Source organism: Frateuria terrea, assembly GCF_900115705.1.
Lineage (GTDB): Bacteria > Pseudomonadota > Gammaproteobacteria > Xanthomonadales > Rhodanobacteraceae > Frateuria_A > Frateuria_A terrea.
The window spans coordinates 1-26,838 of record NZ_FOXL01000012.1; the positions used below are offsets into that span (position 1 = coordinate 1).

Below are 26,838 nucleotides of genomic sequence, written 5' to 3' on the forward strand. Positions count from 1 at the left end.
CCACCCGATCGCGATGGACGAGGGCCTGCGCTTCGCCATCCGCGAAGGCGGCCGCACCGTCGGCGCCGGCGTGGTGGCCAAGGTCATCAAGTAAGACCAGGGCGGCGACCTCCTCCGGGGTCGCCGTTTCGCATAGGCATCGGCCATAGGCTGGTGCCGGCTACGGACTCGCTGCTATACTTGGCAGCTTGTTGACGATCCCGGTGTTGCAAGGGGTCGATACCGCGAAATGAGGCGCAGGATGTGCTTCGAGTTCGCTGGCCGGGAAGGCCCTCGCAACAGACTCCTAGGTCCGCAGAAGACATTCTGTTGACCTATGTGTGTTGCGCGACTTATAATTTTCTGTCTAGGCGAGCCGATTGTGCTCGCCTAGCTTTTTCGCTCAGTGCGCCGTGGCGTGCCGGGCGGCTCCAGAAGGGTTGTGCGGGGCGGTGAGAAGCCACCCCGAAACAAGCATTTGTTCTTTCGATAACAGGACACGGTTTTATGGCGAACCAGAAGATTCGCATCCGGCTCAAGGCGTACGATCATCGCCTGATCGACCGCTCGGCCAGCGAGATCGTCGAGACGGCCAAGCGCACCGGCGCTACGGTGCTCGGTCCGATTCCGCTCCCGACCAAGATCGAGCGTTACACCATCCTGGTGTCGCCGCACGTCGACAAGGATGCACGCGACCAGTACGAAACCCGTACGCACAAGCGTGTGCTCGACATCGTCGACCCCAACGACAAGACCGTGGACGCGCTCATGAAGCTTGACCTCGCCGCTGGCGTGGACGTCCAGATCAAGCTCGGCTGAGCGATAGACAGGATACGAAGATGAGTATCGGACTGGTTGGCCGCAAGTGCGGCATGAGCCGGCTCTTCACTGAAGACGGACGCTCGATTCCGGTGACGCTGATTGAAGCGACCCCGAACCGCGTCACCCAGCTGAAGACCGAAGACAACGATGGTTACACCGCGATCCAGGTCACTGCGGGCGTCAAGCGCGCTTCGCTGCTGACCCAGCCGGTGAAGGGCCACTACGCCAAGGCGAAGGTCGAGCCGGGTCGTGGCCTGTGGGAGTTCCGCGTCGCTGCCGAAGACCTGGGCAAGTACAGCGTCGGTGCCGAGATCAAGGCGGACGAGATCTTCTCGGCCGGCCAGATCGTCGACGTCGCCGGCGTCTCGAAGGGCAAGGGCTTTCAGGGCACCATCAAGCGCCACAACTTCTCGATGGGCGATGCGACGCACGGTAACTCGCTGTCGCACCGCGCGCCGGGTTCGATCGGCCAGCGCCAGACGCCGGGTCGCGTGTTCCCGGGCAAGAAGATGGCCGGCCACATGGGTGCGGTGAACCGCACGCAGCAGGGTCTGGAAGTGGTCAAGGTCGACGCCGAGCGTCATCTGATCGCGGTCAAGGGCGCGGTGCCGGGTGCAACCGGCGGCGACGTCGTGATCCGCCCGACCACCAAGGGTTGAGGAGAGACGCCATGGAACTGAATGTCATTGGCGCCAAGCCGCTCAGCGTGTCCGACGAAGTGTTCGGCAGCGAGTTCAAGCAGGCCTTGATCCACCAGGTGGTGGTTGCGTACCAGGCTGGCGGTCGCGCCGGCACCAAGGCGCAGCTGTCGCGCGGTGAGATGTCGGGCACCACCAAGAAGTTCAAGAAGCAGAAGGGCGGCGGCGCCCGCCACGGCGACTACCGCGCCCCGATCTTCGTCGGTGGTGGTGTCACCTTCGCGGCCAAGCCGCGCAGCTTCGAGCAGAAGGTCAACCGCAAGGCCTATCGCGTGGCGATCCGCTCGATCCTTTCCGAGCTGAATCGCCAGGGCCGCCTGAAGGTGGTCGAGGGCTTCGGCATCGACGCTCCCAAGACCAAGTCGATGCTCGCCAAGATGGCCGAGCTGGAAGTGTCCGGTCGCGTCCTGCTGGTCAGCGAGGATGCATCCGAGGCGCTGTTCCTGGCCGCGCGCAACATCCCGTACCTGCACGTGCTGGACGTGATGGCGCTCAACCCGGTCAGCCTGGTCGGCTCCGACCACGTGGTGATGACCGCCGAGGCGGTGAAGAAGATCGAGGAGTGGCTCGCATGAGCAACGAACGCATTCTCAATACGCTGCGTGCGCCGCACATCTCCGAGAAGGCTGCGCGCCTTGCCGAGAACAACCAGTACGTATTCGTGGTCGCCCCCGAGGCGACCAAGGCCGATGTCCGCGCCGCGGTGGAACAGATGTTCGACGTCAAGGTCGAGCAGGTGAACCTCGTCAACGCCAAGGGCAAGGTCAAGTCCTTCCGTTTCCGCGCTGGCAACCGCCAGGGCAAGCGCAAGGCCTACGTCCGCCTCGCCGATGGCCAGTCCATCGACGTGTCGGCCAAGGCCTGAGCTCAAGGAGTTGAATTGAGATGGCACTGATCACTCACAAGCCGACCTCGCCGGGCCGCCGCGACGCCGTCAGCGTCCGCACCGAAGGCCTGCACAAGGGCGCGCCGTACGCGGCGTTGACCGAGTCGCAGTCCAAGACGGGTGGCCGCAACCACTACGGTCGCATCACCACGCGTCATCGCGGCGGTGGCCACAAGCAGGCCTACCGCATCATCGACTTCAAGCGCGACAAGGAAGGCATTGCCGCCAAGGTCGAGCGCATCGAATACGACCCGAACCGCACTGCGCACATTGCGCTGTTGTGTTACGCCGACGGCGAGCGCCGCTACATCATCGCGCCCAAGGGCGTGGTGGTGGGTGACCGCCTGGTGTCGGGTTCCGACGCGCCGATCAAGGCCGGCAACAGCCTGCCGCTGCGCAACATCCCGGTCGGTTCGACCATCCACTGCATCGAGATGAAGGCAGGCAAGGGCGCACAGATCGCCCGCAGCGCCGGCGCTTCGGTGCAGCTTGTTGCTCGCGAGTCCGGCTACGCCACGCTGCGCCTTCGCTCCGGCGAGATGCGCCGCGTGCCGGTCGATTGCCGCGCCACCATCGGCGAGGTCGGCAACTCCGAGCACAGCCTGAAGAAGCTGGGCAAGGCCGGCGCCAAGCGTTGGAAGGGCATCCGCCCGACCGTGCGCGGCGTGGTGATGAACCCGGTCGACCATCCGCACGGCGGTGGTGAGGGCCGTACCTCCGGCGGCCGTCATCCGGTCAGCCCGTGGGGCACGCCGACCAAGGGCTACAAGACCCGCAACAACAAGCGCACGCAGCAGTTCATCGTGCGTCGTCGCAAGTAACAGGAAACGATCATGCCGCGCTCCCTAAAGAAAGGTCCGTTCATCGACCTGCACCTCGCAAAGAAGGTGGAAGCCGCCGTTTCCGCCAACAACAAGCGCCCGATCAAGACCTGGTCGCGCCGCTCGATGATCCTGCCCGAAATGGTGGGCCTGACCATCGCCATCCACAACGGTCGCCAGCACGTGCCGGTACTGATCAACGAGAACATGGTCGGGCACAAGCTCGGCGAGTTCGCGGTGACCCGTACTTTCAAGGGCCACGGCGGCGACAAGAAGGGCAAGTAAGATGAGCACCGAAGCCAAAGCGATCCTGCGCAGCGCCCGCATCTCGGCGCAGAAGGCACGCCTGGTGGCTGACCTGGTCCGCGGCATGCCCGTCGGCCGCGCCAGCGACGTGCTCCAGTTCACCAACAAGAAGGCCGCCCACCTTGTCCGCAAGGTGCTGCTCTCGGCCGTCGCCAACGCCGAGAACAACCTCGGCGCCGACGTCGACGAGCTGAAGGTCGCGCGCATTTTCGTGGACGAAGGTCCGGCGATGAAGCGCATGTATGCACGTGCCAAGGGTCGCGGTTCGCGCATCCTGAAGCGCACCAGCCACATCACCGTGGTCGTCGGCGAGTAAGAGGACATAGACGATGGGTCATAAAGTTCATCCCACCGGTATCCGCCTCGGCATCGCCAAGGACTGGAATTCGAAGTGGTACGCCAACAAGGGCGAGTACGCCCAGTACCTCGCGGCTGACCTGAAGGTCCGCGAGATGCTGCGCAAGAAGCTGGCGCAGGCCGGCATCTCCAAGATCCAGATCGAGCGTCCGGCCAAGACCGCCCGCGTGACGATCCATACCGCCCGCCCGGGCGTGGTGATCGGCAAGAAGGGCGAGGATATCGAGAAGCTGCGCAAGGAAGTCAGCGACATGATGGGCGTTCCGGCGCACATCAACGTCAACGAAGTGCGCAAGCCCGAGCTCGACGCGCAACTGGTGGCCGAGTCGATCGCCCAGCAGCTGGAGCGCCGCATCATGTTCCGCCGCGCCATGAAGCGTGCGGTCGGCAATGCGATGCGCCTGGGCGCCTTGGGCATCAAGATCAACGTGTCCGGCCGTCTGAACGGCGCCGAGATCGCGCGTTCCGAATGGAGCCGCGAGGGCCGCGTGCCGCTGCACACCCTGCGTGCCGACATCGACTACGGTTTTGCCGAGGCGAAGACCACCTACGGCATCATCGGCATCAAGGTGTGGGTCTACAAGGGCGAGATCTTCGACCTGGCGGCGGCGTCGCAGGAGTCGAAGGACGAGCAGTCGCAGCCGCGCCGCGAAGGTGGCGAGGGCCGTCGTGAATCGCGTCGCGAGGGCGGTGAAGGCCGCCGCGAGCGGACGGCGAAGTAAGGAGAGTTGCCATGTTGCAACCGAAGCGAACCAAATACCGCAAGCAGTTCAAGGGCCGCAACGATGGCCTGGCCCAGTGCTCGAACCTCGTCAGCTTTGGCGAGTACGGCCTGAAGGCGACCACCCACGGTGCGCTGACCGCGCGCCAGATCGAGGCGGCCCGTCGTTGCATCACGCGTTTCGTGAAGCGCGGTGGAAAGCTGTGGATCCGCGTGTTCCCGGACAAGCCGATCACCAAGAAGCCGATCGAAGTCCGTATGGGCGCCGGCAAGGGTGGTGTCGAGTTCTGGGTCGCCCCGATCCAGCCGGGCCGCATGCTCTATGAAATCGAGGGTATCGACGAGGCAACGGCACGCGAGGCGTTCCGCCTGGCCGCCGCCAAGCTCTCGGTGCAGACCCAATTCGTGACCCGGGCGGTGATGTGATGGCCACCAACGATCTGAACACCAAGTCGGCCGACGAGCTGAAGCAGCACCTGCTGGACCTGCGCAAGGAGCAGTTCAACCTGCGCATGCAGAAGGGCACCGGCCAGCTCAGCCAGCCGCACCAGCTGCGCCGCGTGCGGCGCGACATCGCCCGCACGAAGTTCGTGCTCGGCACGAAGAAGTAAGGGACCGCCGACATGAGCGACAACCAGAAGCAGGCGCGCACCCTCGAGGGTCGCGTCATCAGCAACAAGATGAACAAGACGGTGACCGTCCTGATCGAGCGCCAGGTGCAGCACGGCCTGCTGGGCAAGATCATCCGCCGGTCGACCAAGCTGCATGCGCAGGACGACATTGGTGCGAACGAGGGCGACCTGGTGCGCATCGCCGAGTGCCGTCCGCTGTCCAGGACCAAGCATCATCGCGTGGTCGAAATTGTCACGCGCGCAGCGGTCTAAGGGAGGGGTGCAGACATGATCCAGATGCAGAGCACGCTTTCCGCGGCCGACAACAGCGGCGCCAAGGAACTGATGTGCATCAAGGTGCTCGGCGGTTCCCATCGCCGCTACGCCGCGATCGGTGACGTGATCAAGGTCACCGTGAAGGATGCCATTCCGCGCGGCAAGGTGAAGAAGGGCGAGGTCTACAACGCCGTGGTGGTGCGTACCGCCAAGGGCGTACGCCGCCCCGATGGCTCGCTGATCCGTTTCGACGGCAATGCAGCGGTGCTCCTCAACAACAAGCTCGAGCCGATCGGCACCCGCATCTTCGGGCCGGTCACGCGTGAGCTGCGCGGCGAGAAGTTCATGAAGATCGTCTCCCTCGCGCCCGAAGTGCTTTGAGCGGAGATAAGAACCATGAACCGTATCCGCAAGGGTGATCAGGTCCTCGTGATCGCCGGCAAGAACAAGGGCCAGCGTGGCGACGTGTTGCGCGTGGACGGCGACCGGGTGTTCGTCGCCAACGTGAACATCGTCAAGCGCCACACCAAGCCGAACCCGCAGGCCAACCAGGCCGGCGGCATCGTCGAGCGCGAGGCCTCGATCCATATCTCCAATGTGCAGCCGTTCAACCCGGCCACCGGCAAGGGTGAGCGCGTGGGCACCAAGACGCTCGAAGATGGGCGCAAGGTCCGCGTGTTCCGCTCCAGTGGCGAGCAGCTGGACGCGTAAGGAATCCATGTCATGACGCGCCTTGAAAGCTTTTACAAAGAACAGGTCGTTCCGAAGCTCACCGAGCGCTTCGGCTACGAGAACGTGATGCAGGTCCCGCGCATCACCAAGATCACCCTGAACATGGGTGTGGGTGAGGCCGCCGGCAACAAGAAGATCCTCGAGAACGCCGTGGCGGACATGACCAAGATCGCCGGTCAGAAGCCGATCACGACCAAGGCGCGCGTGTCCGTAGCCTCGTTCAAGATCCGCGACGGCTGGCCGATCGGCTGCAAGGTCACCCTGCGCCGCGCCAACATGTGGGAATTCCTGGATCGCCTGATCAACATCTCGCTACCGCGTACCCGCGACTTCCGCGGTGTGTCCGGTCGCGCCTTCGACGGCCGTGGCAATTACAACTTCGGCATCAAGGAACAGATCATCTTCCCGGAAATCGACTTCGACGCGATCGACGCGATGCGCGGTATGGACATCTCCATCACCACCACCGCCAAGACCGACGAAGAGGCCAAGGCGCTGCTGGAAGCCTTCAGCTTCCCGTTTAGGAACTAAAAGACTATGGCTAAGACCTCGATGGTCAACCGCGACATCAAGCGGACCAAGCTCGTCAAGAAGTACGCCGCCAAGCGCGCCGAACTGAAGGCGATCGTGCTGAACCCGAACGCCTCGTACGACGAGAAGATGGACGCGCAGTCCAAGCTGCAGAAGCTGCCGCGCGATGCCAGCCCAGTGCGTCAGCGCAACCGCTGCGAGCTGTCCGGCCGTCCGCGTGGCGTGTACCGCAAGTTCGGCCTGGGCCGCAACAAGCTGCGCGAAGCGACCATGCGCGGCGACGTGCCGGGCCTGCGCAAGGCCAGCTGGTAAGTCTCCAGGCGACGGACGCTTCGGTGTCCGTCGCTTCTCAGGCGGCTCCGGCCGCCCGGTGCATAAATCGCGCCGACGTTCGCTAAAAGTGGAAATAGCTGCTATAGTCGTCGGTCTGCGCAATGCAGGCTGGCTGCGTTTTGCCAGCTCACAATCTGATTGATTTCCGGTTTTATCGGATATCGGTGCACTCTGAAGGATGTTTTCATGAGCATGACTGATCCCATCGCCGATCTGTTTACGCGCATCCGCAATGCCCAGCTCACGGGCAAGCAGGCCGTAAGCATGCCGTCGTCGAAGCTGAAGTTGGCGATCGCCAACCTCCTCAAGAACGAGGGCTACATCCTCGACGCCAAGACTTCCGATGCGGAAGGCAAGCCGGTGCTCGAGATCAAGCTCAAGTATTTCGAAGGCCGCCCGGCCATCGAGGCCATTTCCCGTGTTTCCCGCTCCGGCCTGCGCGTGTACCGCGGCAAGGACGAGCTGCCGAAGGTGCTCGGCGGCATGGGTATCTCGATCATTTCGACTTCCGCCGGTCTGATGACCGATGCGCAGGCCCGCGCCAAGGGCCTGGGCGGCGAAGTCATCGGCCAAGTGGCGTAAGGAGTTCCCATGTCCCGCGTTGCCAAGAAACCGATCAGCCTGCCGAAGGGCGTGGAACTGAAGTCCGATGCCAGCGGCATCTCCGTCAAGGGCCCGAAGGGCACGCTGTCGATCCATGCCCTGCCGGGCGTGTCGGTCGCCGTGAACGACGGCGTGGCGAGCATTGCGCTGGCCGAGGGCGCCGACGACAAGTTCGGCGGCACCGCCCGTGCGCTGCTTGCCAACATGATCAAGGGCGTGTCCGAGGGTTACGAGCGCAAGCTGGAGCTGGTCGGCGTGGGTTACCGCGCTTCGATGGCCGGCAAGGCGTTGAACCTCAGCCTGGGCTTCTCGCATCCGGTCGTGTTCAATGCGCCGGAGGGCATCACGCTCGAGACGCCCTCGCAGACCGAGATCCTGGTCAAGGGCTCGGACAAGCAGCGCGTCGGCGAAGTTGCCGCCAAGATCCGCGCGTTCCGTCCGCCGGAGCCCTACAAGGGCAAGGGCGTGCGCTATTCCGGCGAGAAGATCACCCTGAAGGAAGCCAAGAAGGCTTGAGTACGCTTTTCCTGCGTGTGGAAGCGGCCATCCATGGCCGCACTACTCACAAGAGCACTGCGTCACTACCGCCGATCCGCTTTCGAGGAACAGACAGATGAACAAGAACGAATCCCGCCTGCGCCGCGCCAAGTCCACCCGCGCCCATATCCGCAAGCTCGCCGTGGCCCGCCTGTCGGTCCATCGCACCGGCCAGCATCTCTACGCCCAGGTGTTCGACGCCTCCGGCGAGAAGGTGGTAGCCGCCGCTTCCACCGTGCAGAAGTCGGTGGCCGAAGGCCTGAAGGGCACCAAGAACCTGACCGCCGCCGCGGCGGTGGGCAAGGCCGTGGCCGAGCGTGCGCTTGCCGCCGGCATCGAGTCGGTCGCTTTCGACCGCTCCGGCTTCCGCTACCACGGTCGCATCAAGGCGCTGGCCGATGCGGCGCGCGAAGCGGGCCTGAAGTTCTGAAGGAACCGGGGGCACGACTCCCGGTCCTTGGCAAGTACAACAACAAGCGGCCAAGCCGCAAGCAAAAGTCCCGGATGGTCCGGGCACACGGAATCGGAACATGTCTTCTAACGATCGCGAAAATTCCGACGGCCTGCTCGAAAAGCTGATTGCCGTCAACCGCGTGGCCAAGACCGTCAAGGGTGGCCGCCAGATGAGCTTCACCGCGCTGACCGTCGTCGGCGATGGCGAGGGCAAGGTCGGTTTCGGCTATGGCAAGGCACGTGAAGTGCCGGTCGCCATCTCCAAGGCGATGGAGCGTGCCCGCCGTAATATGGTGAGCATCGACCTGAACAACGGCACGCTGTGGTACGCCATCAAGGCCAACCACGGCGCCGCGCGCGTGTTCATGCAGCCCGCTTCGGAAGGTACCGGCGTGATCGCCGGTGGCGCGATGCGCGCCGTGCTGGAAGTGGTCGGCGTCAAGAACGTGCTGGCCAAGGCGGTCGGTTCGCGTAACCCGATCAACCTGGTGCGCGCCACCATCAAGGGACTGCAGGCGATTGCCTCGCCGAAGCGCATCGCCGCCAAGCGTGGCAAGACCGTCGAAGAGGTGATGGGCAATGGCTAAAAACAACGACACCGCCACCGTGCGCGTGCGCCTGGTCAAGGGTCTGCGCGGCGTGCAGGGGCGTCACCGCCTGAGCGTCAAGGCGCTGGGCCTGAACAAGCTCAACGACGTCCGTGAACTGAAGGACAGCCCGCAGGTGCGTGGCCTGATCAACACGGTCTACTACCTGGTCCGGGTCGAGGAGTAATCATCATGCGTCTGAACGACATCAAGCCGGCTGCCGGTGCACGCAAGACGCGCCTGCGCGTTGGTCGCGGTATCGGCTCTGGCCTCGGCAAGACTGCCGGCCGTGGCCACAAGGGTCAGCATGCCCGCGCCGGCGGCACCCACAAGTTCGGCTTCGAGGGCGGCCAGATGCCGCTGCAGCGTCGCCTGCCCAAGGTTGGCTTCCGTTCCAAGAAGAAGGCCGAGAGCCAGGAAGTGTTCCTGTACCAGCTGGCCAACCTGAAGGCCGACGTGATCGATCCGATCGCGCTGCACCAGGCTGGCTTGGTCGACAGCAAGGCGAAGAAGATCAAGGTCGTCGCCAAGGGCGAAATCGGCCGTGCGGTCAAGCTCTCCGGCGTGCTCGCGACGGCCGGTGCCAAGGCGGCCATCGAGGCTGCCGGCGGCAGCGTGGAGTAAGACGGTGGCGCAAGCCAAGGGCAATGCGCTCGGCGCGCTCGGCAAGCTGACGGAACTCCGCCAGCGCATCTTCTTCGTGATCGGTGCGCTGGTCGTTTTCCGCCTCGGCTCGTTCATCCCCGTGCCGGGCGTCAACCCGGAAGCGATGACGCGGCTGATCCAGGGCGGCGGCGGCCTGCTGAACATGTTCAACATGTTCTCCGGCGGTTCGCTGCAGCGCTTCTCGGTGTTCGCGCTCGGCGTGGTGCCCTACATCTCCGCCTCGATCGTGGTGCAGATGATGGGCTCGGTGGTGCCGAGCCTGCAGGCGCTGCGCAAGGAGGGCGAGGCCGGTCGTCGCACGATGACCATGTACACCCGCTTCGGCACGGTCGGCCTGTCGGCGTTCCAGGCGTTCGGCATCGCCGCGGCGTTGCAGTCGCAGACGGCGGCCGGTGGCGCGCCGGTGGTCTACACCCCCGGCTTCGGCTTCATCCTGGCGTCCGTCGTCGGCCTCACCGCCGGCTCGATGTTCCTGATGTGGCTGGGCGAGCAGATCACCGAACGCGGCATCGGCAACGGCATCTCGCTGCTGATCTTCGCCGGCATCGTGGCGGGCCTGCCGGGCGCGGTATCCAACACCCTGGGCATGGCCAGCAACGGCGAACTGTCGGTGCTGCGGCTGATCATGGTGGTGGGCCTGGTGTTGGCCGTCACCGCGTTCGTGGTGTTCATGGAGCGCGCCCAGCGGCGCATCACCGTGAACTACGCACGGCGCTCAGGCGGCCAGCGGGCGTACATGAACCAGACCTCGCACCTGCCGCTGAAGATCAACATGTCGGGCGTGATCCCGCCGATCTTCGCCTCGAGCCTGCTGATGTTTCCGGCGACCGCGGTGAGCTGGTTCGGTGCCGGCCACCAGTCGCGCTGGTTGCAGGGCCTGACCCAGGCGATCGCGCCGGGCCAGCCGTTGTACGAGATCGTCTACGCAGTGCTGGTGATCGTGTTCGCCTTCTTCTACACGGCGATCGTCTTCAACTCGCAGGAAACGGCCGACAACCTCAAGCGGTCGGGCGCACTGATCCCGGGCATCCGTCCGGGCCGGGCTACCGGCGAGTACATCGACGGCGTGATGACCAGGCTGACTGGCGTGGGCGCGATCTACCTGGTGCTGGTGTGTCTGGTGCCGACGTTCATGCAGAACTACTGGCACGTGCCGTTCTACTTCGGCGGCACCTCGCTGCTGATCATCGTGGTGGTGGTGATGGACTTTACCGCCCAGGTGCAGGCGCACCTGGTCAGCCATCAGTACGAAAGTCTGCTCAAGAAGGCCAATCTCCGCCGCAACTAGTGGCTGCTGGGGCGAACGGGGTTGGTCACGTTGGAAGGCAGGCGGCACGGCGCCGCGGGGCTTTCCTGTTAGGGTAATTCAGGTTAAAATTGCGCGTTTACCGCGCAAGAAACGCATCGGAGAAAGTACATCATGGCGCGCATCGCGGGTGTCAATTTGCCGGTCCAGAAGCATGTCTGGGTCGGCCTGCAGAGCATCTACGGCATCGGCCGCAGCCGGGCCAAGAAGGTCTGCGCGGATGCCGGGGTGGTTCCGACCACGCCGATCAAGTCCCTCAGCGAGGGCGAGGTGGAGAAACTCCGCCACGAAATCGGCAAGTACGTCGTCGAAGGCGACCTTCGCCGCGAGGTGGGTATCGCGATCAAGCGCCTGATGGACCTGGGTTGCTATCGCGGCCTGCGCCACCGTCGTGGCCTGCCGGTGCGCGGTCAGCGCACGCGTACCAATGCACGCACCCGCAAGGGTCCGCGTCGCGCGATCAAGAAGTAACGGACACCCATTATGGCCAAGCCTGTCAAGACCAAGAAGAAGATCAAGCGCGTTGTCACGGATGCCGTGGCCCACGTGCAGGCCTCCTTCAACAACACCATCGTCACCATCACCGACCGCCAGGGCAACGCGCTGTCGTGGGCGACTGCCGGCGGCGCGGGTTTCCGCGGTTCGCGCAAGTCCACCCCGTTCGCTGCCCAGGTTGCTGCCGAGAAGGCCGGCCGCGCCGCTGGCGACTACGGCGTGAAGACCGTGGAAGTGCGTATCAAGGGCCCCGGCCCGGGCCGCGAGTCGGCCGTGCGTTCGCTGAACGCGCTGGGCTACAAGGTCCTGAACATCATCGACGTCACGCCGATTCCGCACAACGGCTGCCGTCCCCCCAAGAAGCGTCGAGTCTAAGGAGTAACCCATGGCCCGTTATCGTGGAGCTACCTGCAAGCTCGCCCGCCGCGAGGGTGCGGATCTCAGCCTGAAGAGCCCGGCCCGTGCGCTGGACTCCAAGTGCAAGCTGGAGAACAAGCCCGGCCAGCATGGCGCCAACAAGCGCATGCGCATGTCCGACTATGCCGTCCAGCTGCGCGAGAAGCAGAAGGTCAAGCGCATCTATGGCGTGCTCGAGCGCCAGTTCAGCAACTACTACGCCAAGGCGTCGACCCTCAAGGGCAACACCGGCGAGAACCTGCTGCGCCTGCTCGAGAGCCGCCTGGACAACGTCGTCTATCGCATGGGTTTCGCGGTTACCCGCGCCCAGGCCCGCCAGTTGGTCGCGCACAAGGCGATCCTGGTCAACGGCAAGAAAGTCAACATCCCCTCGTACCAGGTCAAGCCGGGCGACGAGGTCGCGCTGACCGAGCGTGCGCGCACCCAGCTGCGCGTGCAGGAAGCGGCGACCGTGTTCGACACGATGGACCTGCGCCCGATCTGGGTCGAAGTCGATGCCAAGAAGTTCACTGGCACCTTCAAGTCGATGCCCGACCGCGGCGACCTGCCGACGGACATCAACGAAGCCCTGATCGTCGAGCTGTATTCGAAGTAATTACCGGAGCCCTGCATGGCAGTTTCGTCAACTAGTGTGCTGCGGCCTCGTGGCCTCAGCGTCGAGCAGCTCGGAGCCAACCGCGCCAAGGTGGTGGTGGAGCCGCTCGAGCGTGGCTTCGGCCACACCCTGGGCAACGCGCTGCGCCGCGTGCTGCTCTCCTCGATCCCGGGCAGCGCCATCATCGAGGTTGAAATCGATGGCGTGCTGCATGAGTACACCACCCTCGAGGGTCTGCAGGAGGACGTGATCGAAGTCCTGCTCAACCTCAAGGATGTGGCCATTCGCCAGCATTCGGGCGACGAGGTCACCTTGACCCTTTCCAAGAAGGGCAAGGGCGTGGTCACGGCCGGCGACATCGTGGTCGACCACACGGTGGAAATCGTCAACCCCGAGCACGTGATCTGCCACCTGACCAAGGACATCGCGCTCAACATGCGCCTGAAGGTGCGTCGCGGCGTCGGCTACCAGCCGGCCAGCGCGCGCCAGCATCCCGATGACGAAGCGCGTCCGATCGGCCGCCTGCAGCTCGATGCCTCCTTTGCGCCGGTGCTGCGCGTGGCCTACGAGGTCGACGCGGCCCGTGTCGAGCAGCGCACGAACCTCGACAAGCTGGTGCTGGACATCGAGACCAACGGCACGATCGGTGCCGAGGACGCGGTCCGCAAGGCTGCCGAGATCCTCAACGACCAGCTTTCGGTGTTCGGCGATTTCTCGCGCCGCGAGAGCGCTTCGGACAAGGCGGAAAAGGGCGGTTTCGATCCGCTGCTGCTGCGTCCGATCGACGACCTGGAGCTGACGGTGCGTTCGGCCAATTGCCTGAAGGCCGAGAGCATCTACTACATCGGCGACCTGGTCCAGAAGACCGAAGTCGAGCTGCTCAAGACCCCGAACCTGGGCAAGAAGTCGCTCACCGAGATCAAGGACGTGCTCGGTTCGCGCGGCCTCGCCCTCGGCATGAAGCTGGAGAACTGGCCGCCGCCGGGCCTTTCGCACGGCATGCAGCTGGGTTGATGTTTTACGGCGGCGATCGGGCGATCGCCGCCGAAGTTTGAGCAAGGCGGGAGCCGCTTCTGCGATCCCGCCACTGTTTTTTGGAGCGGTCGCCTTGACTGCCCTCATGGTCGCCAGGCTTGCGACACCATCAGCGGGTTGTCCTACCGCCAGAGCAATAGACGGCCACTCATGGCCGCACTTCTCACGAGAGCCCGTACTGAAAGGGCTCGAAACAGCGGGTAACCGCGGAAAGCCGGAAACGATTGCCGGTTTTTCATAACAACAGACAGAGAGAGTTTTCGCCATGCGCCACCAGAAATCGGGCCGCAAGCTCAACCGCACCAGCTCGCACCGCGAAGCGATGTTCAAGAACATGGCCGCCTCGCTGATCAAGCACGAGCTGATCCGCACCACCCTGCCCAAGGCCAAGGAGCTGCGTCGGGTCGCCGAGCCGCTGATCACGCTGGCCAAGGTGGACGGCGTCGCCAACCGCCGCCTCGCCTTTGCGCGCCTGCGTGACAAGGAAGCGGTAGGCAAGCTGTTCATCGAGCTGGGCCCGCGCTATCAGCAGCGTCCCGGCGGCTACCTGCGCATCCTCAAGTGCGGCTTCCGGCCGGGCGACAATGCGCCGATGGCCTACGTCGAGCTGGTCGATCGCCCGCAGAATGCCGCGGCTGCCGAGGCCGAGTAAGCCTTAGCATATACGGGCGTCCAGACGTCCAAACGATGAAACCCCGGCCGGGTGACCTGCCGGGGTTTTGTTTTTTGCTGCGCCATGCTGACAGCGGTGCGGCAAGCGGGTAATGTCGGCTTTCCGCAACGCAGCAAACCGCCATGAATCCTCTGCACTGGTCGTATCGCATCAGTTTCCTCGCAGGCTTCCTGATCTGCGTCGCCCTGTTGGGATTCGCGCTGTACACCGAGTATGCCTGGGGCCTGGTGCCGTGCCCGCTGTGCATCTTCCAGCGTCTGGGTTTCCTGGTGATGGCGGCGTTCTTCCTGGTGGGTTGCCTGCACGCGCCGCATCGCGGAACTCGGTGGATCTACACCGGAGGCGTGCTGGTCGGATCGCTTTGGGGTATCGCCGTGGCCGGCCGGCACCTGTGGATCCAGTCGCTGCCGGCCGATCAGGTGCCTTCCTGCGGGCCGCCGCTGGATTACATGTTCGACGCGTTTCCGTTCGCGCAGGTGCTGCGCATGGTGTTCACCGGTTCGGGGGAATGCGCCAAGGTCGAGCCGGTGCTCGGCCTGCCGATGCCAGCGTGGACCCTGTTCTGGTTCGTGTTGCTTGCAATCTTTGCGCTGGCGGCGACCGTGCGTCGTCGGCCTGCCTGACGGGACCTGGCAATGACCGTGAATGACCGCCGCCTCCGGGCGACCGAGCCGCCCGCCGACTGGATGCCTTCCTCCTGGCAGCGGCGCGTGGCGTTGCAGCAGCCCCACTATGAGGATGCCACCGAATTGGCGCGCGCCACGACCCAGCTTGCCGCCTTGCCGCCGCTGGTCACCTCCTGGGAAGTGCTGGCCCTCAAACAGGCACTGGCCGAAGCACAGGAGGGCGAGCGCTTCCTGCTGCAGGGCGGGGACTGCGCTGAAAGCTTCTCCGATTGCACCAGTCCGGTGATCTCCAACCGGCTCAAGGTCCTGCTGCAGATGAGCCTGGTGCTGGTGCACGGACTGAAGAAGCCGGTCCTGCGCGTTGGTCGTTTCGCTGGGCAGTACGCCAAGCCGCGTTCGGCCGATAACGAAACCCGCGACGGCGTGACGCTGCCCAGTTTCCGTGGTGACGTGGTCAACGGTCCGGCCTTCACGGCAGAGGCCCGCCGCGCCGACCCTCAGCGTCTGATCCAGGCGCACGCCCATTCGGCGCTGACCATGAACTTCGTGCGCGCGCTGATCGATGGCGGCTTCGCCGACCTGCACCATCCCGAATACTGGGATCTGGCCTGGGTCGAGCACTCGCCGCTGGCAGCCGAGTACCGCCGCATGGTGGCGGGCATCGGCGATTCGCTTCGTTTCATGGAGACCCTGGCCGGACCGATCGCCAGCTTTTCGCGGGTGGATTTCTTCACGTCACACGAGGCCCTGCTGCTGCACTACGAGCAGGCGCTGACCCGGCAGGTACCGCGCAACCCGGGCTGGTTCAACCTATCCACGCATTTCCCGTGGATCGGCATGCGCACGGCAGCACTGGACGGGGCACACGTGGAGTACTTCCGGGGCATCCGCAACCCCATTGCGGTGAAGGTCGGGCCGTCCGTCACACCGGAGCAACTGCTGCCGCTGATCGATGCGCTCAACCCGCAGGACGAACCCGGCCGGCTGACCCTGATCCACCGCATGGGCAACGCTGGCATCGCCCGCGCGCTGCCGACACTGCTGGACGCAGTGCGGCGGGAAGGACGGCGCGTGTTGTGGGTGGCCGATCCCATGCACGGCAATACCGAGAGCACGTCCAACGGCTACAAGACGCGGCGATTCGACAATATCCGCGGAGAACTGGACCAGGCCTTCGACATCCACGCTGCCGCCGGTACGCGGCTGGGCGGAGTGCACCTGGAACTGACCGGTGAGGACGTCACCGAATGCATGGGCGGCGCGCGCGACCTTTCCGAAACGGATCTGAAGCGCGCCTACAAGTCGATGGTCGACCCGCGGCTCAACTACGAGCAGTCGCTCGAGCTGGCCATGCTGATCGTGCGCAAGTCGGAGGGTTCCGCCGGTTGATGGGCGACTGCGCGTTCGCGCGCGTTGGTGCCATGGCCACCGCAGGCGCACGAGTTCATGAAGCGCCTGCAGCCCCTTCCTCGCCTGCATCGGCGGACACGGCACGTCGGCGAAGGAACGGAGCACAGCAATCACGGGGCCCCTGGGTTTCAGCAGCGCGCCGCAGCCGGGGCAGTCATAGAAGAAGAGGCAGGCATCGGTGGGCATGGTTTCCTCCGATCGATGCCCGCACCCGGGGCACGCCCGCAGTCTGGCGGCGCGGGTCCATGGTCTCAAGGAGCAGTCGCGACCGGCTTGCCGGCCACCGTGTCAAGGAAGCGCGGCGGCTGCCATGCCCTGGCGTGTTGCTCGAAGCCGTAGGCGATCGAGATCAGCTTCGGTTCGCTCCACTTGGCGCCGAACAGCACGATGCCGATCGGCAGGTTGTGCGCGAAGCCTGCCGGCACGGTAATCGAGGGATAGCCCGCGACTGCCGCCGGCTGCGAGGCGCCTCCCACGGTCGGATCGCCGCTGACGATGTGGTCTCCCAGCACCGGGTCGGTAACGAAGGCCGGGCCCCAGGAGGGGGCGAGCAGCGCGTCCAGGTGATATTGGGCCAGCGCGGCGTCGATGCCCCCCGCTCCGGCCAGTCGCTTGGCCTTGGCCTGCGCGTCGGTGTATTTCTTATCGGTCAGCGGCCCCTTGGCCTGCGCCTGCTCGAACAGTTCCTGGCCGAACCAGGGCATCTCCTGTGCGGCGTGCGCCTTGTCGAAGGCGATCAGGTCGGCCAGCGTCCTGACCTCGAGCTTGGGTCGGGTGGCGAGGTAGGCGTTGATGTCGTGCTTGAACTCGTACAGCAGCACGGTCATCTCCGGTCCGCCCAGTTCGGAAAGGTGCGGCACGGTCACCGGGTCGACAATGATCGCGCCCTGCGCCTTCATCAGTGCGATCGCCTGCCCGAGCACGCGGTCGGCATTGGGTTCGGCGCCGGCGAGCTGGCGCACCACGCCGATGCGCTTGCCCTTCAGGCCGTCGGGATCGAGGAAACGGGTGTAGTCGGTCGCGTGCCTGTCGGCGTCGGCCGTGGCCGGGTCGCGCGGATCGCTGCCGGCGATCACGCTGAGCAGCGCCGCGGCGTCGGCCACGCTGCGCGCCATCGGGCCGGCGGTGTCCTGACTGTGCGAGATCGGCACGATGCCGCTGCGGCTGACCAGACCCAGCGTAGGCTTGATGCCGACGATGCCGTTGCTCGCTGCCGGGCAGATGATCGAGCCGTCGGTCTCGGTGCCGATCGCCACGGTCGCCAGGCCCGCCGCCACCGCCGCACCGGAGCCCGCGCTGGAGCCGCACGGATTGCGGTCGAGCACGTAGGGGTTCTTCGTCTGCCCGCCGCGCCCGCTCCAGCCGCTGCTGGCGTGGCTGGAGCGGAAGTTCGCCCACTCGCTCAGATTGGTCTTGCCCAGCACCAGCGCGCCGGCCTTGCGCAGCCGCTCGACCAGCCCGGCGTCGCGCGCCGCGGGTGCACTGGCCAGTGCCAGTGAGCCGGCGGTGGTGAGCATGCGATCACCGGTGTCGATGTTGTCCTTGAGCAGCACCGGGATACCGTAAAGCGGGCCAGGCTTGGCCTTGGCGCGCCCGGCGTCGAGCGCGGCGGCCAGCCCGAGCGCGTCGGGGTTGGTCTCGATCACCGCGCGCAGCGTGGGCCCCGCCTGGTCGATCTGCGCGATGCGGTCGAGGAACTGCCGCGCGAGCGTGCGGCTGTCCAGCGTGCCGGTATCCATCTGTTGCTGGAGCTGGACGATCGATGCCCAGGCCGGCGGCGGGCCCGGTTGCGCAGCCAACGCGTGTCCGGCAAGCAGCACGGTGACAAGCAGGGCAAGGTGGACGGGCGATCGTTTCACGGCAGCCTCCGATGGCTCGGTGTGCAATGGGGATCTACGGTGCGGCATGGTGTCGCGCTGGCGCAGCATAGCCGGTCCCGCTGCGTCGTCGTGCGCGGGACGCTACCTATAATCCAGCCCATGAGCCTGCTTCCCTTTCCGCGCCTGGCGCCGGTATTCCTCGCCGCTGCGTTGTTCACCGGTGCCGTGCACGCCGCCGACGCGTCGACCGTGCCCGACACCCTCAAGCAGCGCATCGCCGCCTGCACCGCCTGCCACGGCGAACACGGACAGGGTACGCCCGAGAGCGGTTTCTTCCCGCGCCTGGCCGGCAAGCCGGCGGGCTACCTGGCGCGGCAGATTCGCAACTTCCAGGACGGCCTGCGCAAGTACGCGCCGATGGAATACACGGTGCGCGGCCTGACCCCCGCGTACATGCACGAGATCGCCGGTTATTTCGCCGCGCAACAGGTTCCGTACGAGCGCTCGCCGGTGCCGCGCGTCGACGCCGACGCGCTCAAGCGCGGACAGCTGCTCGCGACCCAAGGTGACCCCGCCCGCAGGATTCCTGCCTGCGCGGCCTGCCACGGGGCACAGCTGACCGGTGTGGAGCCGGACATTCCCGGCCTGGTCGGACTGCCCTACGACTACATCAGCGCGCAGCTCGGCTCCTGGCGCACCCACACGCGAGCGATGGTGACGCCCGATTGCATGGAGACCATCGCCAGCCGCCTGAGCGAGGCGGACATCACCGCCGTCTCGGCATGGTTGGCTACGCAAGACGTTCCGCCCGACGCGCACGCGCAACCGGCTGGCTCGGTGACGCCTCCGCTCGCCTGCGGCGTGCTCGGTGCGAAGGAGGTGGCGCGATGAAGTGGCTGCTGCGCGGCTTTCTTGCCGTTCTCGGACTTCTTGTCGCCGGGGTGGCCTGGTGGCTGTTCGCCCAGCACCACGCGGCCCTGCCGCCGGCGCGCACCACCGCGGCCAAGCTGCAGGACCCACAGCTGATCGCCCGCGGCGCGTATCTGGCTGCCATCGGCGACTGCGCCGCCTGCCATACCGCCCAGGGCGGCCAGCCCTACGCCGGCGGTCGCGCGCTGCCCACGCCGTTCGGCGACGTGCCGGCGCCCAACCTCACTCCCGATGACGCCACGGGCCTGGGCCAGTGGTCGTTCGATGCGTTCTGGCGCGCGCTGCACGAGGGTGTCGGGCGTGACGGCCACGCGCTCTATCCCGCCTTTCCCTACACCTCCTACACCCGGGTGAGCCGGCAGGACGCGTTCGCGCTGTTCGCCTACCTGAGGTCGTTGCCGCCGGTGCGCAGTGAAACAGGCGCGCCGTCGCTGCGCTTTCCCTACGACCTGCGCGCGAGCCTGGCCACCTGGCGCACGCTGTACTTCCGTCCGGGCGAATTCGTGCCCGATCCGAAGCAGTCGGCCGAATGGAACCGCGGCGCGTATCTCGTGCAGGGGCTGGGCCATTGCAACGAATGCCATGTCGCGCGCGACAACCTCGGCGGCCTGCCCAAGGGCGAAACGCTTACCGGTGGCCAGATTCCCGCACAGAACTGGTATGCGCCGGACCTGAGCACCCGTGCCCACGGCGGGCTGGAAGGCTGGCGCGCGGACGACATCGTGGCCTTGCTCAAGACCGGGCAGTCCGCCAAGGGCGCCGCGTTCGGCCCGATGGCGGACGTGGTCACGCAGAGCACACAGCACATGCGCGACGACGACCTGCGCGCCATCGCCACGTACCTGCAATCGTTGCCGCCGCGCCCTGCGCGCGCGGGTGGCGGCAGCGAGGTGGACGCGACTGCGCTGATCTCCCGCGGCGGCAAGCTCTACGCACAGCAGTGCGCCAGCTGCCATGGCCAGGACGGCCAAGGCGTTGCGGGCGTCTACCCGCCGCTGGCCGGCAACGCATCAGTGACCGAACCGACCGGCATCAATGCCATCCGAGTCGTGCTGCTGGGCGGCTTCGCGCCGTCCACCGCGGCGCATCTGCGTCCGTACTCGATGCCGCCGTTCGCTCAGCAACTGAGCGACGCCGACGTCGCCGCCGTGGTGAGCTACATCCGCCACGCCTGGTCGAATGATGCTTCGCCGGTGATGGAGCGGGACGTGGCGAACTACCGGCACACGCCGGTCGAGTGACGGGCGATCGGGTCCGAAAACCTGGCGCGCGTCACGGAATGTGGCGTAAGTGACGTGTTAGGGCAGCGAGCGAAAAGCCTGCGACGCATCGCGTCAAATTGTGTCTGACCGCACTGACGGCGGCATCGATCGATCATCTCACTCCACTTGAGCGGGGTCGCTCTGCGGCGCGTTTTCTCGTGCCCGCATTCGCATTGGCACGCTCGCTGCTTACGCACGTTCGTCGCGTGAAATCCTAGTGAAGGCGCAGGCAGCGTGTTGCCGGCCCCGCTTCCCCTCTCCGACCACACATCCCTGCCTCGTGGGTCCCGCCGGATCCGCGCCGGCCCACTGCACTTATGGGTAGCAAACGAATGAACAAGATTTATCGCGTCGTGTGGAACCGCGCATTGGGCCAGCTCGTGGTCGCCTCGGAAATGGCGAAGGCGGTGCGTGGCGGAAGCGGTGGGACGGAGGATCGCCGTACGTCGGCCCGCCTGCCGCGCGCGCTGCTGTGCGCAGCCATGGCGCTGGCCGGGATCGGTGCCAGCGGCGGCGTGCATGCTGCCGATATCGCCAACGCGAGCTTCGAGGACGGCACGTTGAACAGCTGGGTCGTGGGCGGCGGCAGCGGTTCGCAGTCACCCAGCTACGGCCAGGAGGGCATCGGTGCTTCGGTGGTTACGGGGATGACGGATTTCACGGCGGTGAGTCAGGGCGGCCCGACCAACACCCATCAGTGGACGGTCACGCCCTACGGGAACTACATGGCCTCGCTGCAGGCGACCAGCGATCTCGTCAACGGTACCAACGATTTCGCGACCGGTGCCGGTGCGCTCGGTCTTACGGTCGACAGCCAGCAGGCGATTGCTACCATGTTGTCGGGCGGTGGCGGCAACGGCGATCCGACCAATGCGTCGTGGCTTTACCAGGACCTCGTGCTCAACGCGGGTGATTCGTTCACCATGGCGTGGCAGTACGTGTCCACCGACTACACGCCCTACAACGATTCGTCGCTCACCTCGCTGGTCAACCTCGGCGACGCGTCGTCGCTGGCGACGGTGAACAACCTGGTCTCCCAGTATGCATTGCTGGGCGCGACCAACCCCGGTACGGGCAGCTATTCGACCGACAGCTTCGGCGCGACCGGCTGGGAGGTCGCCACCTATTCGGTCGCGACCGCGGGCACCTATCGACTGGGTTTCCTGTCGTTCAACCTGACCGACGAGATCAACAGCCCGATCCTGCTGATCGACCAGCAGCCGGGCCAGACCTTCGACCACGGCGTCCCGTTCAATCCGGTCGCGCCCAACGAGGGATCGGGCGCCCCGACCACGTCGACATCGACAACGATCGATTCGACCACCTCGACCACGGACCTGGGCAGCACCGATGGCGCCTTCGACGGCGGCACGCTGGCCGCCGATGGCGACACCACGCTCGACCAGAACTTCACCATCGACGGCAACGGCGGCACGATCGATCAGGCCGGCCACCAGGTGACGGTCAACGGCGCCATCACCGACGCCGACGTGGGAGGCGCCGGCTCGCTCACCATCACCAACAGCGGCAATGGCGGCGGTGTTTCGCTGTCGGGCATCAACACCTACACCGGCACCACGACGATCGATGACGGCGCCACGCTGTCGCTGATCGGCGACGGTTCGATCGCGGATTCGGCCGGTGTGACCGACAACGGCACCTTTGACATCTCGGGCGCCAATGGCGATGCCAGCATCACCACGCTCGACGGCAGCGGCACGGTCGACCTGGGCGGCAACGGCCTCGACCTGACCGACGCCTCCGGCACCTTTGGCGGCACGATCACTGGCACCGGCGGCGTCAACGTCGGCGGCGGCAGCGAGGCCCTCTCCGGCGCCAACACCTACACCGGCACGACCGTGATCGACAGCGGCGCGACGCTCTCGCTCACCGGTGACGGCTCCATCGCCGAGTCGGCGGGCGTCACCGACAACGGCACGCTCGACATCTCGGGCGCCAACGGTGATGCGAGCATCGCAACGCTCGACGGCACCGGCGCGGTCGACCTGGGCGGCAACGGCCTCAACCTGACCGACGCCTCCGGCACCTTCGGCGGCGCGATCAACGGCACCGGCTGCGTCAACGTCGGCGGCGGCAGCGAGGCCCTCTCCGGCGCCAACACCTATACCGGCACGACCGTGATCGACAGCGGCGCGACGCTCTCGCTCACCGGTGACGGCTCGATCGCCGATTCCGCCGGCTTGACCGACAACGGCACGCTCGACGTCTCGGGCGCCAATGGCGATGCCAGCATCAGCACGCTCGATGGCAGCGGCACGGTCGACCTGGGAAGCAACGGCCTCAACTTGACCGACGCCTCCGGTACGTTCGGCGGCGCGATCGCCGGCACGGGTGGCGTCAACGTCGACGGCGGCAGCGAGGCATTCTCCGGCGTCAATACCTACACCGGCACGACCGTGATCGACGGCGGTGCGACGCTCTCGCTCACCGGTGACGGCTCCATCGCCGAGTCGGCCGGCGTGACCGACAACGGCACGTTCGACATCTCGGGCGCCAATGGCGATGCGAGCATCACCACGCTCGACGGCAACGGCGCGCTCGACCTGGGAAGCAACGACCTCAACCTGACCGACGCCTCGGGTACGTTCGCCGGCACGATCGGCGGCACCGGGGGCGTTAACGTCGTCGGTGGCACCGAAGTGCTGAGCGGTACAAACACGTACACCGGCGGCACCACCATCAACAACGGCACCGTGCAGATCGGCAACGACGCCAACCTGGGCGATGCCAGCGGCGGCCTGACCTTCGACGGCGGCACGCTGAACACCACCGGCGACGTCGACAGCAACCGCGACATCACCAAGGACGGCGCCGGCACGCTGGAGCTGGCCGGCACGCTGTCGCACAGCGGCGGCACGACGGTGAACGACGGCACGCTGGTGCTGACCGGCGACAACACCTACACCGGCGGCACCACCATCAACAACGGCACGCTGCAGATCGGCGACGATGCGAACCTGGGCGATGCCAGCGGCAACCTGACCTTCGACGGCGGCACGCTGCACACCACCGGCGATGTCGACAGCAACCGCGACATCACCCTGGCAGGCGACGGCACGATCGACACCGACACCGGCACCGCGATGAGCAATGGCGGCGACGTCGGCGGAAGCGGCGCGCTCATCAAGGACGGCGCCGGCACGCTGGAGCTGGCCGGCACGCTGTCGCACAGCGGCGGCACGACGGTGAACGACGGCACGCTGGTGCTGACCGGCGACAACACCTATACCGGTGGCACCACGCTCAACGGTGGCGCGCTGCAGATCGGCGACGATGCGAACCTGGGAGATGCCAGCGGTGGCCTGACCTTCGACGGCGGCACGCTGCACGCCACGGCCAGCCTCTCGACCGACCGCCAGATCACGCTCGCCGGCGACGGCCGGTTCGACGTCGACAGCGGCACCACGCTGACTGCCACCGATGCGATCGACGGCACCGGCCGCCTGGTCAAGCAGGGTGACGGCACGCTGGTGCTCACCGGCGCCAACACCTACACCGGTGGCACCACGATCGACGCTGGCACGCTGCAGGGCAACAGCACCAGCCTGCAGGGCGACATGGTCGACAACGGCACGCTGGACTTCGTCCAGGCGGGCAATGGCACGTTCGGCGGCACCCTCAGCGGCACCGGCAACCTGGTCAAGGACGGCAGCGGTACGCTGACGATCAGCGGCACGGCCTCACAGCAAGGCGGCATGATCGTCAACGCCGGCACGCTGGTGCTGACCGGCAGCAACACCTACACCGGCGGCACCACGGTCAACGGTGGGAGCCTGCAGGTCAGCCGCGACGCCAACCTGGGCGATGCGTCGTCGGACCTGACCCTCGCCGGCGGCACGCTGCACACCACCGACAGTTTCGAGAGCGGGCGCGACATCGCGCTGGGCGGCGGCAGCTTCGACACCGAGGCCCGGGCCACTTTCACCAGCAACGGCGCCATCGACGGCACCGGGGGACTGGTGAAGAACGGCCAGGGCACGATGGTGGTCAACGGCGTGGCCTCGCATCAGGGCGGCACCACGGTCAATGCGGGCGTATTGATCCTCAACGGCGCCAACACCTACACCGGCGGCACCGTGATCAACGGCGGTTCGCTGCACGTGAGCAATGACGCCAACCTGGGCGATGCGGCCAATGCCCTCACGTTCAACGGAGGCGACCTCACCATCACGCAGTCGATGGCGAGCGACCGCGATATGGCGTTCGAGGCCGGCAACGCTTCGATCACCACGCTGGCCGGCGTTACGTTCACCGCCAACGGCGACATGAGCGGCACCGGCAGCCTGGTCAAGCGCGGTGGCGGCACGCTGGTGGTCAGCGGCAACAACACCTTCAGCGGCGGCACGTTGATCGACGGCGGCGTGATCAAGATCGACAGCGGCTCTTCGCTGGGTACCGGCGTGATCCGGCTGCAGGGGGGCACGCTGCAGACGGTCGAGTCGCTCGGCACCGGCCAGACGGTGCTGGTCAGTGGCGACTCGGGCGTGAACGTCGACGCGGGCAAGACCGCCGAACTGAGCGGCCAGATCCTCACCGACGGCAGCGCGGGCTGCTTCATCAAGAGCGGCAAGGGCACGCTCAACATGACCGGCGCCGCCATGCTGTCCAACGGTACCTGCGTGAAGGAAGGCATGCTTCGCGCAAATGGTGAGCTGACCAGCCAGGTGCAGGTCGACCATCCGGGCACGCTGCGTGGCGTCGGTATCATCGACGGTGCGCTTAATGTGGAAGGTACCCTGGCGCCGGGCAACTCGCCGGGCACGCTGTCGGTCACCGGCGCGGTCACGATGCACCAGGGCAGTGCACTGGAAGTCGACATCGACGGCCATGGCACCGGCACCGGCAAGGGCAACTACTCGCGGCTGCTGGTGGGCGGATCGTTCACCGCCGCGGGCGCGCTCGTGCCGACGCTGCGTGGCATCACCGGCAATGCCTACAATGCCTTCACGCCTGAGCTGGGCGATGTCTACACCGTGGTCGAGGCGACCGGCGGCGTGAAGGGCACGTTCGACGCCCTGCAGCAGCCGACCGCGGGCCTGGCGGACAACACCCGCTTCCAGGTGTTCTACGTCGGCGGCCACGCGGTGGAGCTGTTCGTCACGCCGGCATCCTATGCGACGCTGCTCGAAGGCCACGCCAACGGCAATGCCGTGCGCGTGGGCGGGGCGACGGACCGCATGGTGGCGGCACAGGATGCCGGCACCGACAGCGCCGATCAGCACGGTCTGCTGTTCGCGCTGGCCGGCCTGCGCGCCGCACAGCTGCCGCAGGTGATGCAGGGCCTGGCGGGCGAGACGCACGCGCAGGTGGCCGCCATGGCACGCGAGGCGGGCCTGGGCCTGGCCGGCGACGTCACGCAGCACCTGGCCGAGTCCCCGCTGGACCAGGGCGAGCATGGCGACCGCGCCTGGGCGACCTTGTCGCAGGGCGGCTACCGTGCGCTGTCCGATGCGCAGGCGGCGGGCTTTCAGTCGCAGCAGAGCCGCGCCAGCGCGGGCCTGGACGTCTACCGTGGCGATGCTGGGCAGTGGGGCGTGGGCCTGGCGCACACCGAAGCCCGGCTGGAGAACGTTCCGGCCTCGGGCAACGTGCGTGGTAACGGCGCGCTGCTTTACGGTGAACTGGCGGCCGGCGCGGCTGTGCTCGACGGCAGCGCTTCGTGGTCGAAGGATCGCTGGAGCACCCGTCGCGCCGATGCGCTCGCACCGGCCTCCAGCCTGTCCTCGCAGGCCGATGGCCACTCGATGGTGGCCAGCGTCACAGCACGCTTCCCGCTGCAGCACCAGGGCTTGCACGTCGAGCCCTACGTGCAGGCGTTGTGGCAGCGCGTGGAGCGCGACGGCTTCGCCGAATCGGGCGATGCCTTGAGCGGGCTCACCCTGGACCGCTACGACGCGAGCGGCACCCGCCTGCTGGCCGGCCTCAACCTGGGTTCGGCCGCGCAGGATCCGCTGGCCGCCAGTACCACCTGGCGCATCGGTGCGGCGGTGGGTCGCGACTTCGGCGACACACTCGACCCGGTGGTGGGTGCCTCGCTCGCCGGCGAGTCGTTCCAGCTGCAGTCGCCGTCGATGGGGCGGACCCTGCTCAAGCTCGACGCCAGCGGCACGCTGCGCCTGGGCAAGCAGTCCTGGCTGTACGGCGGCCTGAACTCGGCCAACGCCGACAACCGCGCCAGCTATGGGGTGAACGTGGGCGTACGCGTGCAGTTCTGAGGCCGCGCTTCGTCGCGCGACAGCGCGCCGCCGGAGCGATCCGGCGGCGGCTTTTAAACTTCATCCAGATGCTGTGGACCCACTGCCGCCGTTGCGTCGCCGTCCGCAGGGCAG

34 protein-coding genes and 1 pseudogene are annotated in these 26,838 nt (G+C 66.3%); 33 read left to right on the forward strand and 2 right to left on the reverse strand.

Translation table 11 applies throughout. From position 1 onward, the window contains the following. The 30 genes from BMZ38_RS16790 to BMZ38_RS16935 all read left to right on the forward strand — a co-directional run. A partial coding sequence (locus BMZ38_RS16790; protein ID WP_483863929.1) for an EF-Tu C-terminal domain-related protein occupies positions 1-94 on the forward strand: 94 nt, incomplete at its 5' end. A gap of 392 nt (positions 95-486) precedes the next feature. Beyond that, the gene (gene rpsJ / locus BMZ38_RS16795) at positions 487-798 is read left to right on the forward strand and encodes a 30S ribosomal protein S10 (protein WP_017461875.1); all 312 of its coding nucleotides are present in this window, start codon (positions 487-489) and stop codon (positions 796-798) included. Positions 799-818: 20 nt separating this feature from the next. Further along, positions 819-1,460 carry a 50S ribosomal protein L3 gene (gene rplC / locus BMZ38_RS16800; RefSeq protein WP_091340490.1) on the forward strand — a complete coding sequence of 214 codons (642 nt, stop codon included), beginning with the start codon at positions 819-821 and terminating at the stop codon, positions 1,458-1,460. A gap of 11 nt (positions 1,461-1,471) precedes the next feature. Then, positions 1,472-2,074 (forward strand): 50S ribosomal protein L4, encoded by a 603-nt coding sequence (rplD, locus tag BMZ38_RS16805; RefSeq protein WP_091340493.1) that lies wholly within the window; start codon positions 1,472-1,474, stop codon positions 2,072-2,074. Further along, positions 2,071-2,364 carry a 50S ribosomal protein L23 gene (gene rplW, locus BMZ38_RS16810; protein WP_091340496.1) on the forward strand — a complete coding sequence of 98 codons (294 nt, stop codon included), beginning with the start codon at positions 2,071-2,073 and terminating at the stop codon, positions 2,362-2,364. The genes rplD and rplW overlap by 4 nt, the downstream gene beginning before the upstream one ends. Positions 2,365-2,384: 20 nt before the next feature. Next, entirely contained in the window at positions 2,385-3,206 is an 822-nt protein-coding gene (rplB, locus tag BMZ38_RS16815; protein WP_091340499.1) for a 50S ribosomal protein L2, read from the forward strand. Between the two features lie 12 nt (positions 3,207-3,218). Continuing rightward, a complete protein-coding gene (gene rpsS, locus BMZ38_RS16820; RefSeq protein ID WP_091340502.1) occupies positions 3,219-3,491 on the forward strand; it encodes a 30S ribosomal protein S19 in 273 nt (90 codons plus the stop codon). A gap of 1 nt (position 3,492) precedes the next feature. Further along, positions 3,493-3,828, forward strand: coding sequence for a 50S ribosomal protein L22 (rplV, locus tag BMZ38_RS16825; protein WP_091340505.1), 336 nt, complete (start codon positions 3,493-3,495; stop codon positions 3,826-3,828). Positions 3,829-3,841: 13 nt separating this feature from the next. Beyond that, positions 3,842-4,591 carry a 30S ribosomal protein S3 gene (gene rpsC, locus BMZ38_RS16830; protein ID WP_091340508.1) on the forward strand — a complete coding sequence of 250 codons (750 nt, stop codon included), beginning with the start codon at positions 3,842-3,844 and terminating at the stop codon, positions 4,589-4,591. Between the two features lie 11 nt (positions 4,592-4,602). Further along, the gene (rplP, locus tag BMZ38_RS16835; protein ID WP_091340510.1) at positions 4,603-5,016 is read left to right on the forward strand and encodes a 50S ribosomal protein L16; all 414 of its coding nucleotides are present in this window, start codon (positions 4,603-4,605) and stop codon (positions 5,014-5,016) included. Further along, positions 5,016-5,201 (forward strand): 50S ribosomal protein L29, encoded by a 186-nt coding sequence (gene rpmC, locus BMZ38_RS16840; protein WP_091340512.1) that lies wholly within the window; start codon positions 5,016-5,018, stop codon positions 5,199-5,201. Before rplP ends, rpmC begins: the two co-directional genes overlap by 1 nt. Before the next feature lie 12 nt (positions 5,202-5,213). Beyond that, complete coding sequence (rpsQ, locus tag BMZ38_RS16845; RefSeq protein WP_091340514.1) at positions 5,214-5,474, forward strand: 30S ribosomal protein S17; 261 nt, start codon at positions 5,214-5,216, stop codon at positions 5,472-5,474. A 15-nt stretch (positions 5,475-5,489) separates the two neighbouring features. Continuing rightward, positions 5,490-5,858, forward strand: a complete 369-nt coding sequence (gene rplN, locus BMZ38_RS16850) for a 50S ribosomal protein L14 (protein WP_014402147.1) — start codon at positions 5,490-5,492, stop codon at positions 5,856-5,858. A gap of 15 nt (positions 5,859-5,873) precedes the next feature. After that, the gene (gene rplX / locus BMZ38_RS16855) at positions 5,874-6,188 is read left to right on the forward strand and encodes a 50S ribosomal protein L24 (protein ID WP_091340517.1); all 315 of its coding nucleotides are present in this window, start codon (positions 5,874-5,876) and stop codon (positions 6,186-6,188) included. 12 nt (positions 6,189-6,200) lie between these two features. After that, entirely contained in the window at positions 6,201-6,740 is a 540-nt protein-coding gene (gene rplE, locus BMZ38_RS16860; protein WP_091340520.1) for a 50S ribosomal protein L5, read from the forward strand. A gap of 6 nt (positions 6,741-6,746) precedes the next feature. Beyond that, positions 6,747-7,052, forward strand: coding sequence for a 30S ribosomal protein S14 (rpsN, locus tag BMZ38_RS16865; protein ID WP_091340522.1), 306 nt, complete (start codon positions 6,747-6,749; stop codon positions 7,050-7,052). Positions 7,053-7,259: 207 nt separating this feature from the next. Beyond that, on the forward strand, positions 7,260-7,655 hold the full coding sequence (gene rpsH / locus BMZ38_RS16870; protein WP_091340525.1) for a 30S ribosomal protein S8: 396 nt from the start codon (positions 7,260-7,262) through the stop codon (positions 7,653-7,655). Between the two features lie 9 nt (positions 7,656-7,664). Further along, the gene (gene rplF, locus BMZ38_RS16875; protein WP_091340528.1) at positions 7,665-8,192 is read left to right on the forward strand and encodes a 50S ribosomal protein L6; all 528 of its coding nucleotides are present in this window, start codon (positions 7,665-7,667) and stop codon (positions 8,190-8,192) included. A 97-nt stretch (positions 8,193-8,289) separates the two neighbouring features. Next, positions 8,290-8,643 carry a 50S ribosomal protein L18 gene (gene rplR, locus BMZ38_RS16880; protein ID WP_091340530.1) on the forward strand — a complete coding sequence of 118 codons (354 nt, stop codon included), beginning with the start codon at positions 8,290-8,292 and terminating at the stop codon, positions 8,641-8,643. A gap of 100 nt (positions 8,644-8,743) precedes the next feature. Next, on the forward strand, positions 8,744-9,253 hold the full coding sequence (rpsE, locus tag BMZ38_RS16885; protein ID WP_091340533.1) for a 30S ribosomal protein S5: 510 nt from the start codon (positions 8,744-8,746) through the stop codon (positions 9,251-9,253). After that, positions 9,246-9,440: a 50S ribosomal protein L30 gene (rpmD, locus tag BMZ38_RS16890; protein ID WP_091340536.1), complete on the forward strand. Its 195-nt coding sequence runs from the start codon at positions 9,246-9,248 to the stop codon at positions 9,438-9,440. Before rpsE ends, rpmD begins: the two co-directional genes overlap by 8 nt. Beyond that, positions 9,440-9,877, forward strand: a complete 438-nt coding sequence (gene rplO / locus BMZ38_RS16895; RefSeq protein WP_175483825.1) for a 50S ribosomal protein L15 — start codon at positions 9,440-9,442, stop codon at positions 9,875-9,877. The genes rpmD and rplO overlap by 1 nt, the downstream gene beginning before the upstream one ends. 4 nt (positions 9,878-9,881) lie before the next feature. Then, the gene (gene secY, locus BMZ38_RS16900) at positions 9,882-11,207 is read left to right on the forward strand and encodes a preprotein translocase subunit SecY (protein ID WP_091340541.1); all 1,326 of its coding nucleotides are present in this window, start codon (positions 9,882-9,884) and stop codon (positions 11,205-11,207) included. Positions 11,208-11,339: 132 nt separating this feature from the next. Further along, entirely contained in the window at positions 11,340-11,696 is a 357-nt protein-coding gene (gene rpsM / locus BMZ38_RS16905; RefSeq protein ID WP_017461853.1) for a 30S ribosomal protein S13, read from the forward strand. Positions 11,697-11,708: 12 nt separating this feature from the next. Beyond that, complete coding sequence (gene rpsK / locus BMZ38_RS16910; RefSeq protein WP_007513384.1) at positions 11,709-12,095, forward strand: 30S ribosomal protein S11; 387 nt, start codon at positions 11,709-11,711, stop codon at positions 12,093-12,095. Between the two features lie 10 nt (positions 12,096-12,105). Then, positions 12,106-12,732 (forward strand): 30S ribosomal protein S4, encoded by a 627-nt coding sequence (gene rpsD / locus BMZ38_RS16915; protein ID WP_091340544.1) that lies wholly within the window; start codon positions 12,106-12,108, stop codon positions 12,730-12,732. Between the two features lie 15 nt (positions 12,733-12,747). Then, entirely contained in the window at positions 12,748-13,746 is a 999-nt protein-coding gene (locus BMZ38_RS16920) for a DNA-directed RNA polymerase subunit alpha (protein ID WP_091340547.1), read from the forward strand. 286 nt (positions 13,747-14,032) lie between these two features. Further along, the gene (gene rplQ, locus BMZ38_RS16925) at positions 14,033-14,419 is read left to right on the forward strand and encodes a 50S ribosomal protein L17 (RefSeq protein WP_091340550.1); all 387 of its coding nucleotides are present in this window, start codon (positions 14,033-14,035) and stop codon (positions 14,417-14,419) included. Between the two features lie 143 nt (positions 14,420-14,562). Beyond that, entirely contained in the window at positions 14,563-15,063 is a 501-nt protein-coding gene (locus tag BMZ38_RS16930; protein ID WP_091340551.1) for a disulfide bond formation protein B, read from the forward strand. A 12-nt stretch (positions 15,064-15,075) separates the two neighbouring features. Further along, a complete protein-coding gene (locus BMZ38_RS16935; protein WP_091340554.1) occupies positions 15,076-16,455 on the forward strand; it encodes a class II 3-deoxy-7-phosphoheptulonate synthase in 1,380 nt (459 codons plus the stop codon). 93 nt (positions 16,456-16,548) lie between these two features. Here the strand turns inward: BMZ38_RS16935 and BMZ38_RS18100 are convergent. Together BMZ38_RS18100 and BMZ38_RS16940 are read right to left on the reverse strand one after the other, a co-directional pair. After that, positions 16,549-16,731: pseudogene (locus tag BMZ38_RS18100) on the reverse strand (GDCCVxC domain-containing (seleno)protein); the annotation flags it as partial. Next, positions 16,728-18,335, reverse strand: coding sequence for an amidase (locus BMZ38_RS16940; RefSeq protein WP_091340627.1), 1,608 nt, complete (start codon positions 18,333-18,335; stop codon positions 16,728-16,730). The pseudogene BMZ38_RS18100 and the gene BMZ38_RS16940, both read right to left, overlap by 4 nt. A 120-nt stretch (positions 18,336-18,455) precedes the next feature. Here BMZ38_RS16940 and BMZ38_RS16945 point away from each other — a divergent pair, with 120 nt between their 5' ends. The 3 genes from BMZ38_RS16945 to BMZ38_RS18105 all read left to right on the forward strand — a co-directional run bounded on the left by BMZ38_RS16945 (position 18,456) and on the right by BMZ38_RS18105 (position 26,724). Next, positions 18,456-19,187 (forward strand): c-type cytochrome, encoded by a 732-nt coding sequence (locus tag BMZ38_RS16945; RefSeq protein WP_091340556.1) that lies wholly within the window; start codon positions 18,456-18,458, stop codon positions 19,185-19,187. Then, positions 19,184-20,467, forward strand: coding sequence for a c-type cytochrome (locus BMZ38_RS16950; protein WP_091340559.1), 1,284 nt, complete (start codon positions 19,184-19,186; stop codon positions 20,465-20,467). Before BMZ38_RS16945 ends, BMZ38_RS16950 begins: the two co-directional genes overlap by 4 nt. A gap of 353 nt (positions 20,468-20,820) precedes the next feature. After that, positions 20,821-26,724, forward strand: a complete 5,904-nt coding sequence (locus tag BMZ38_RS18105; protein WP_175484753.1) for an autotransporter-associated beta strand repeat-containing protein — start codon at positions 20,821-20,823, stop codon at positions 26,722-26,724. The last annotated feature ends 114 nt before the right edge of the window (positions 26,725-26,838 follow it).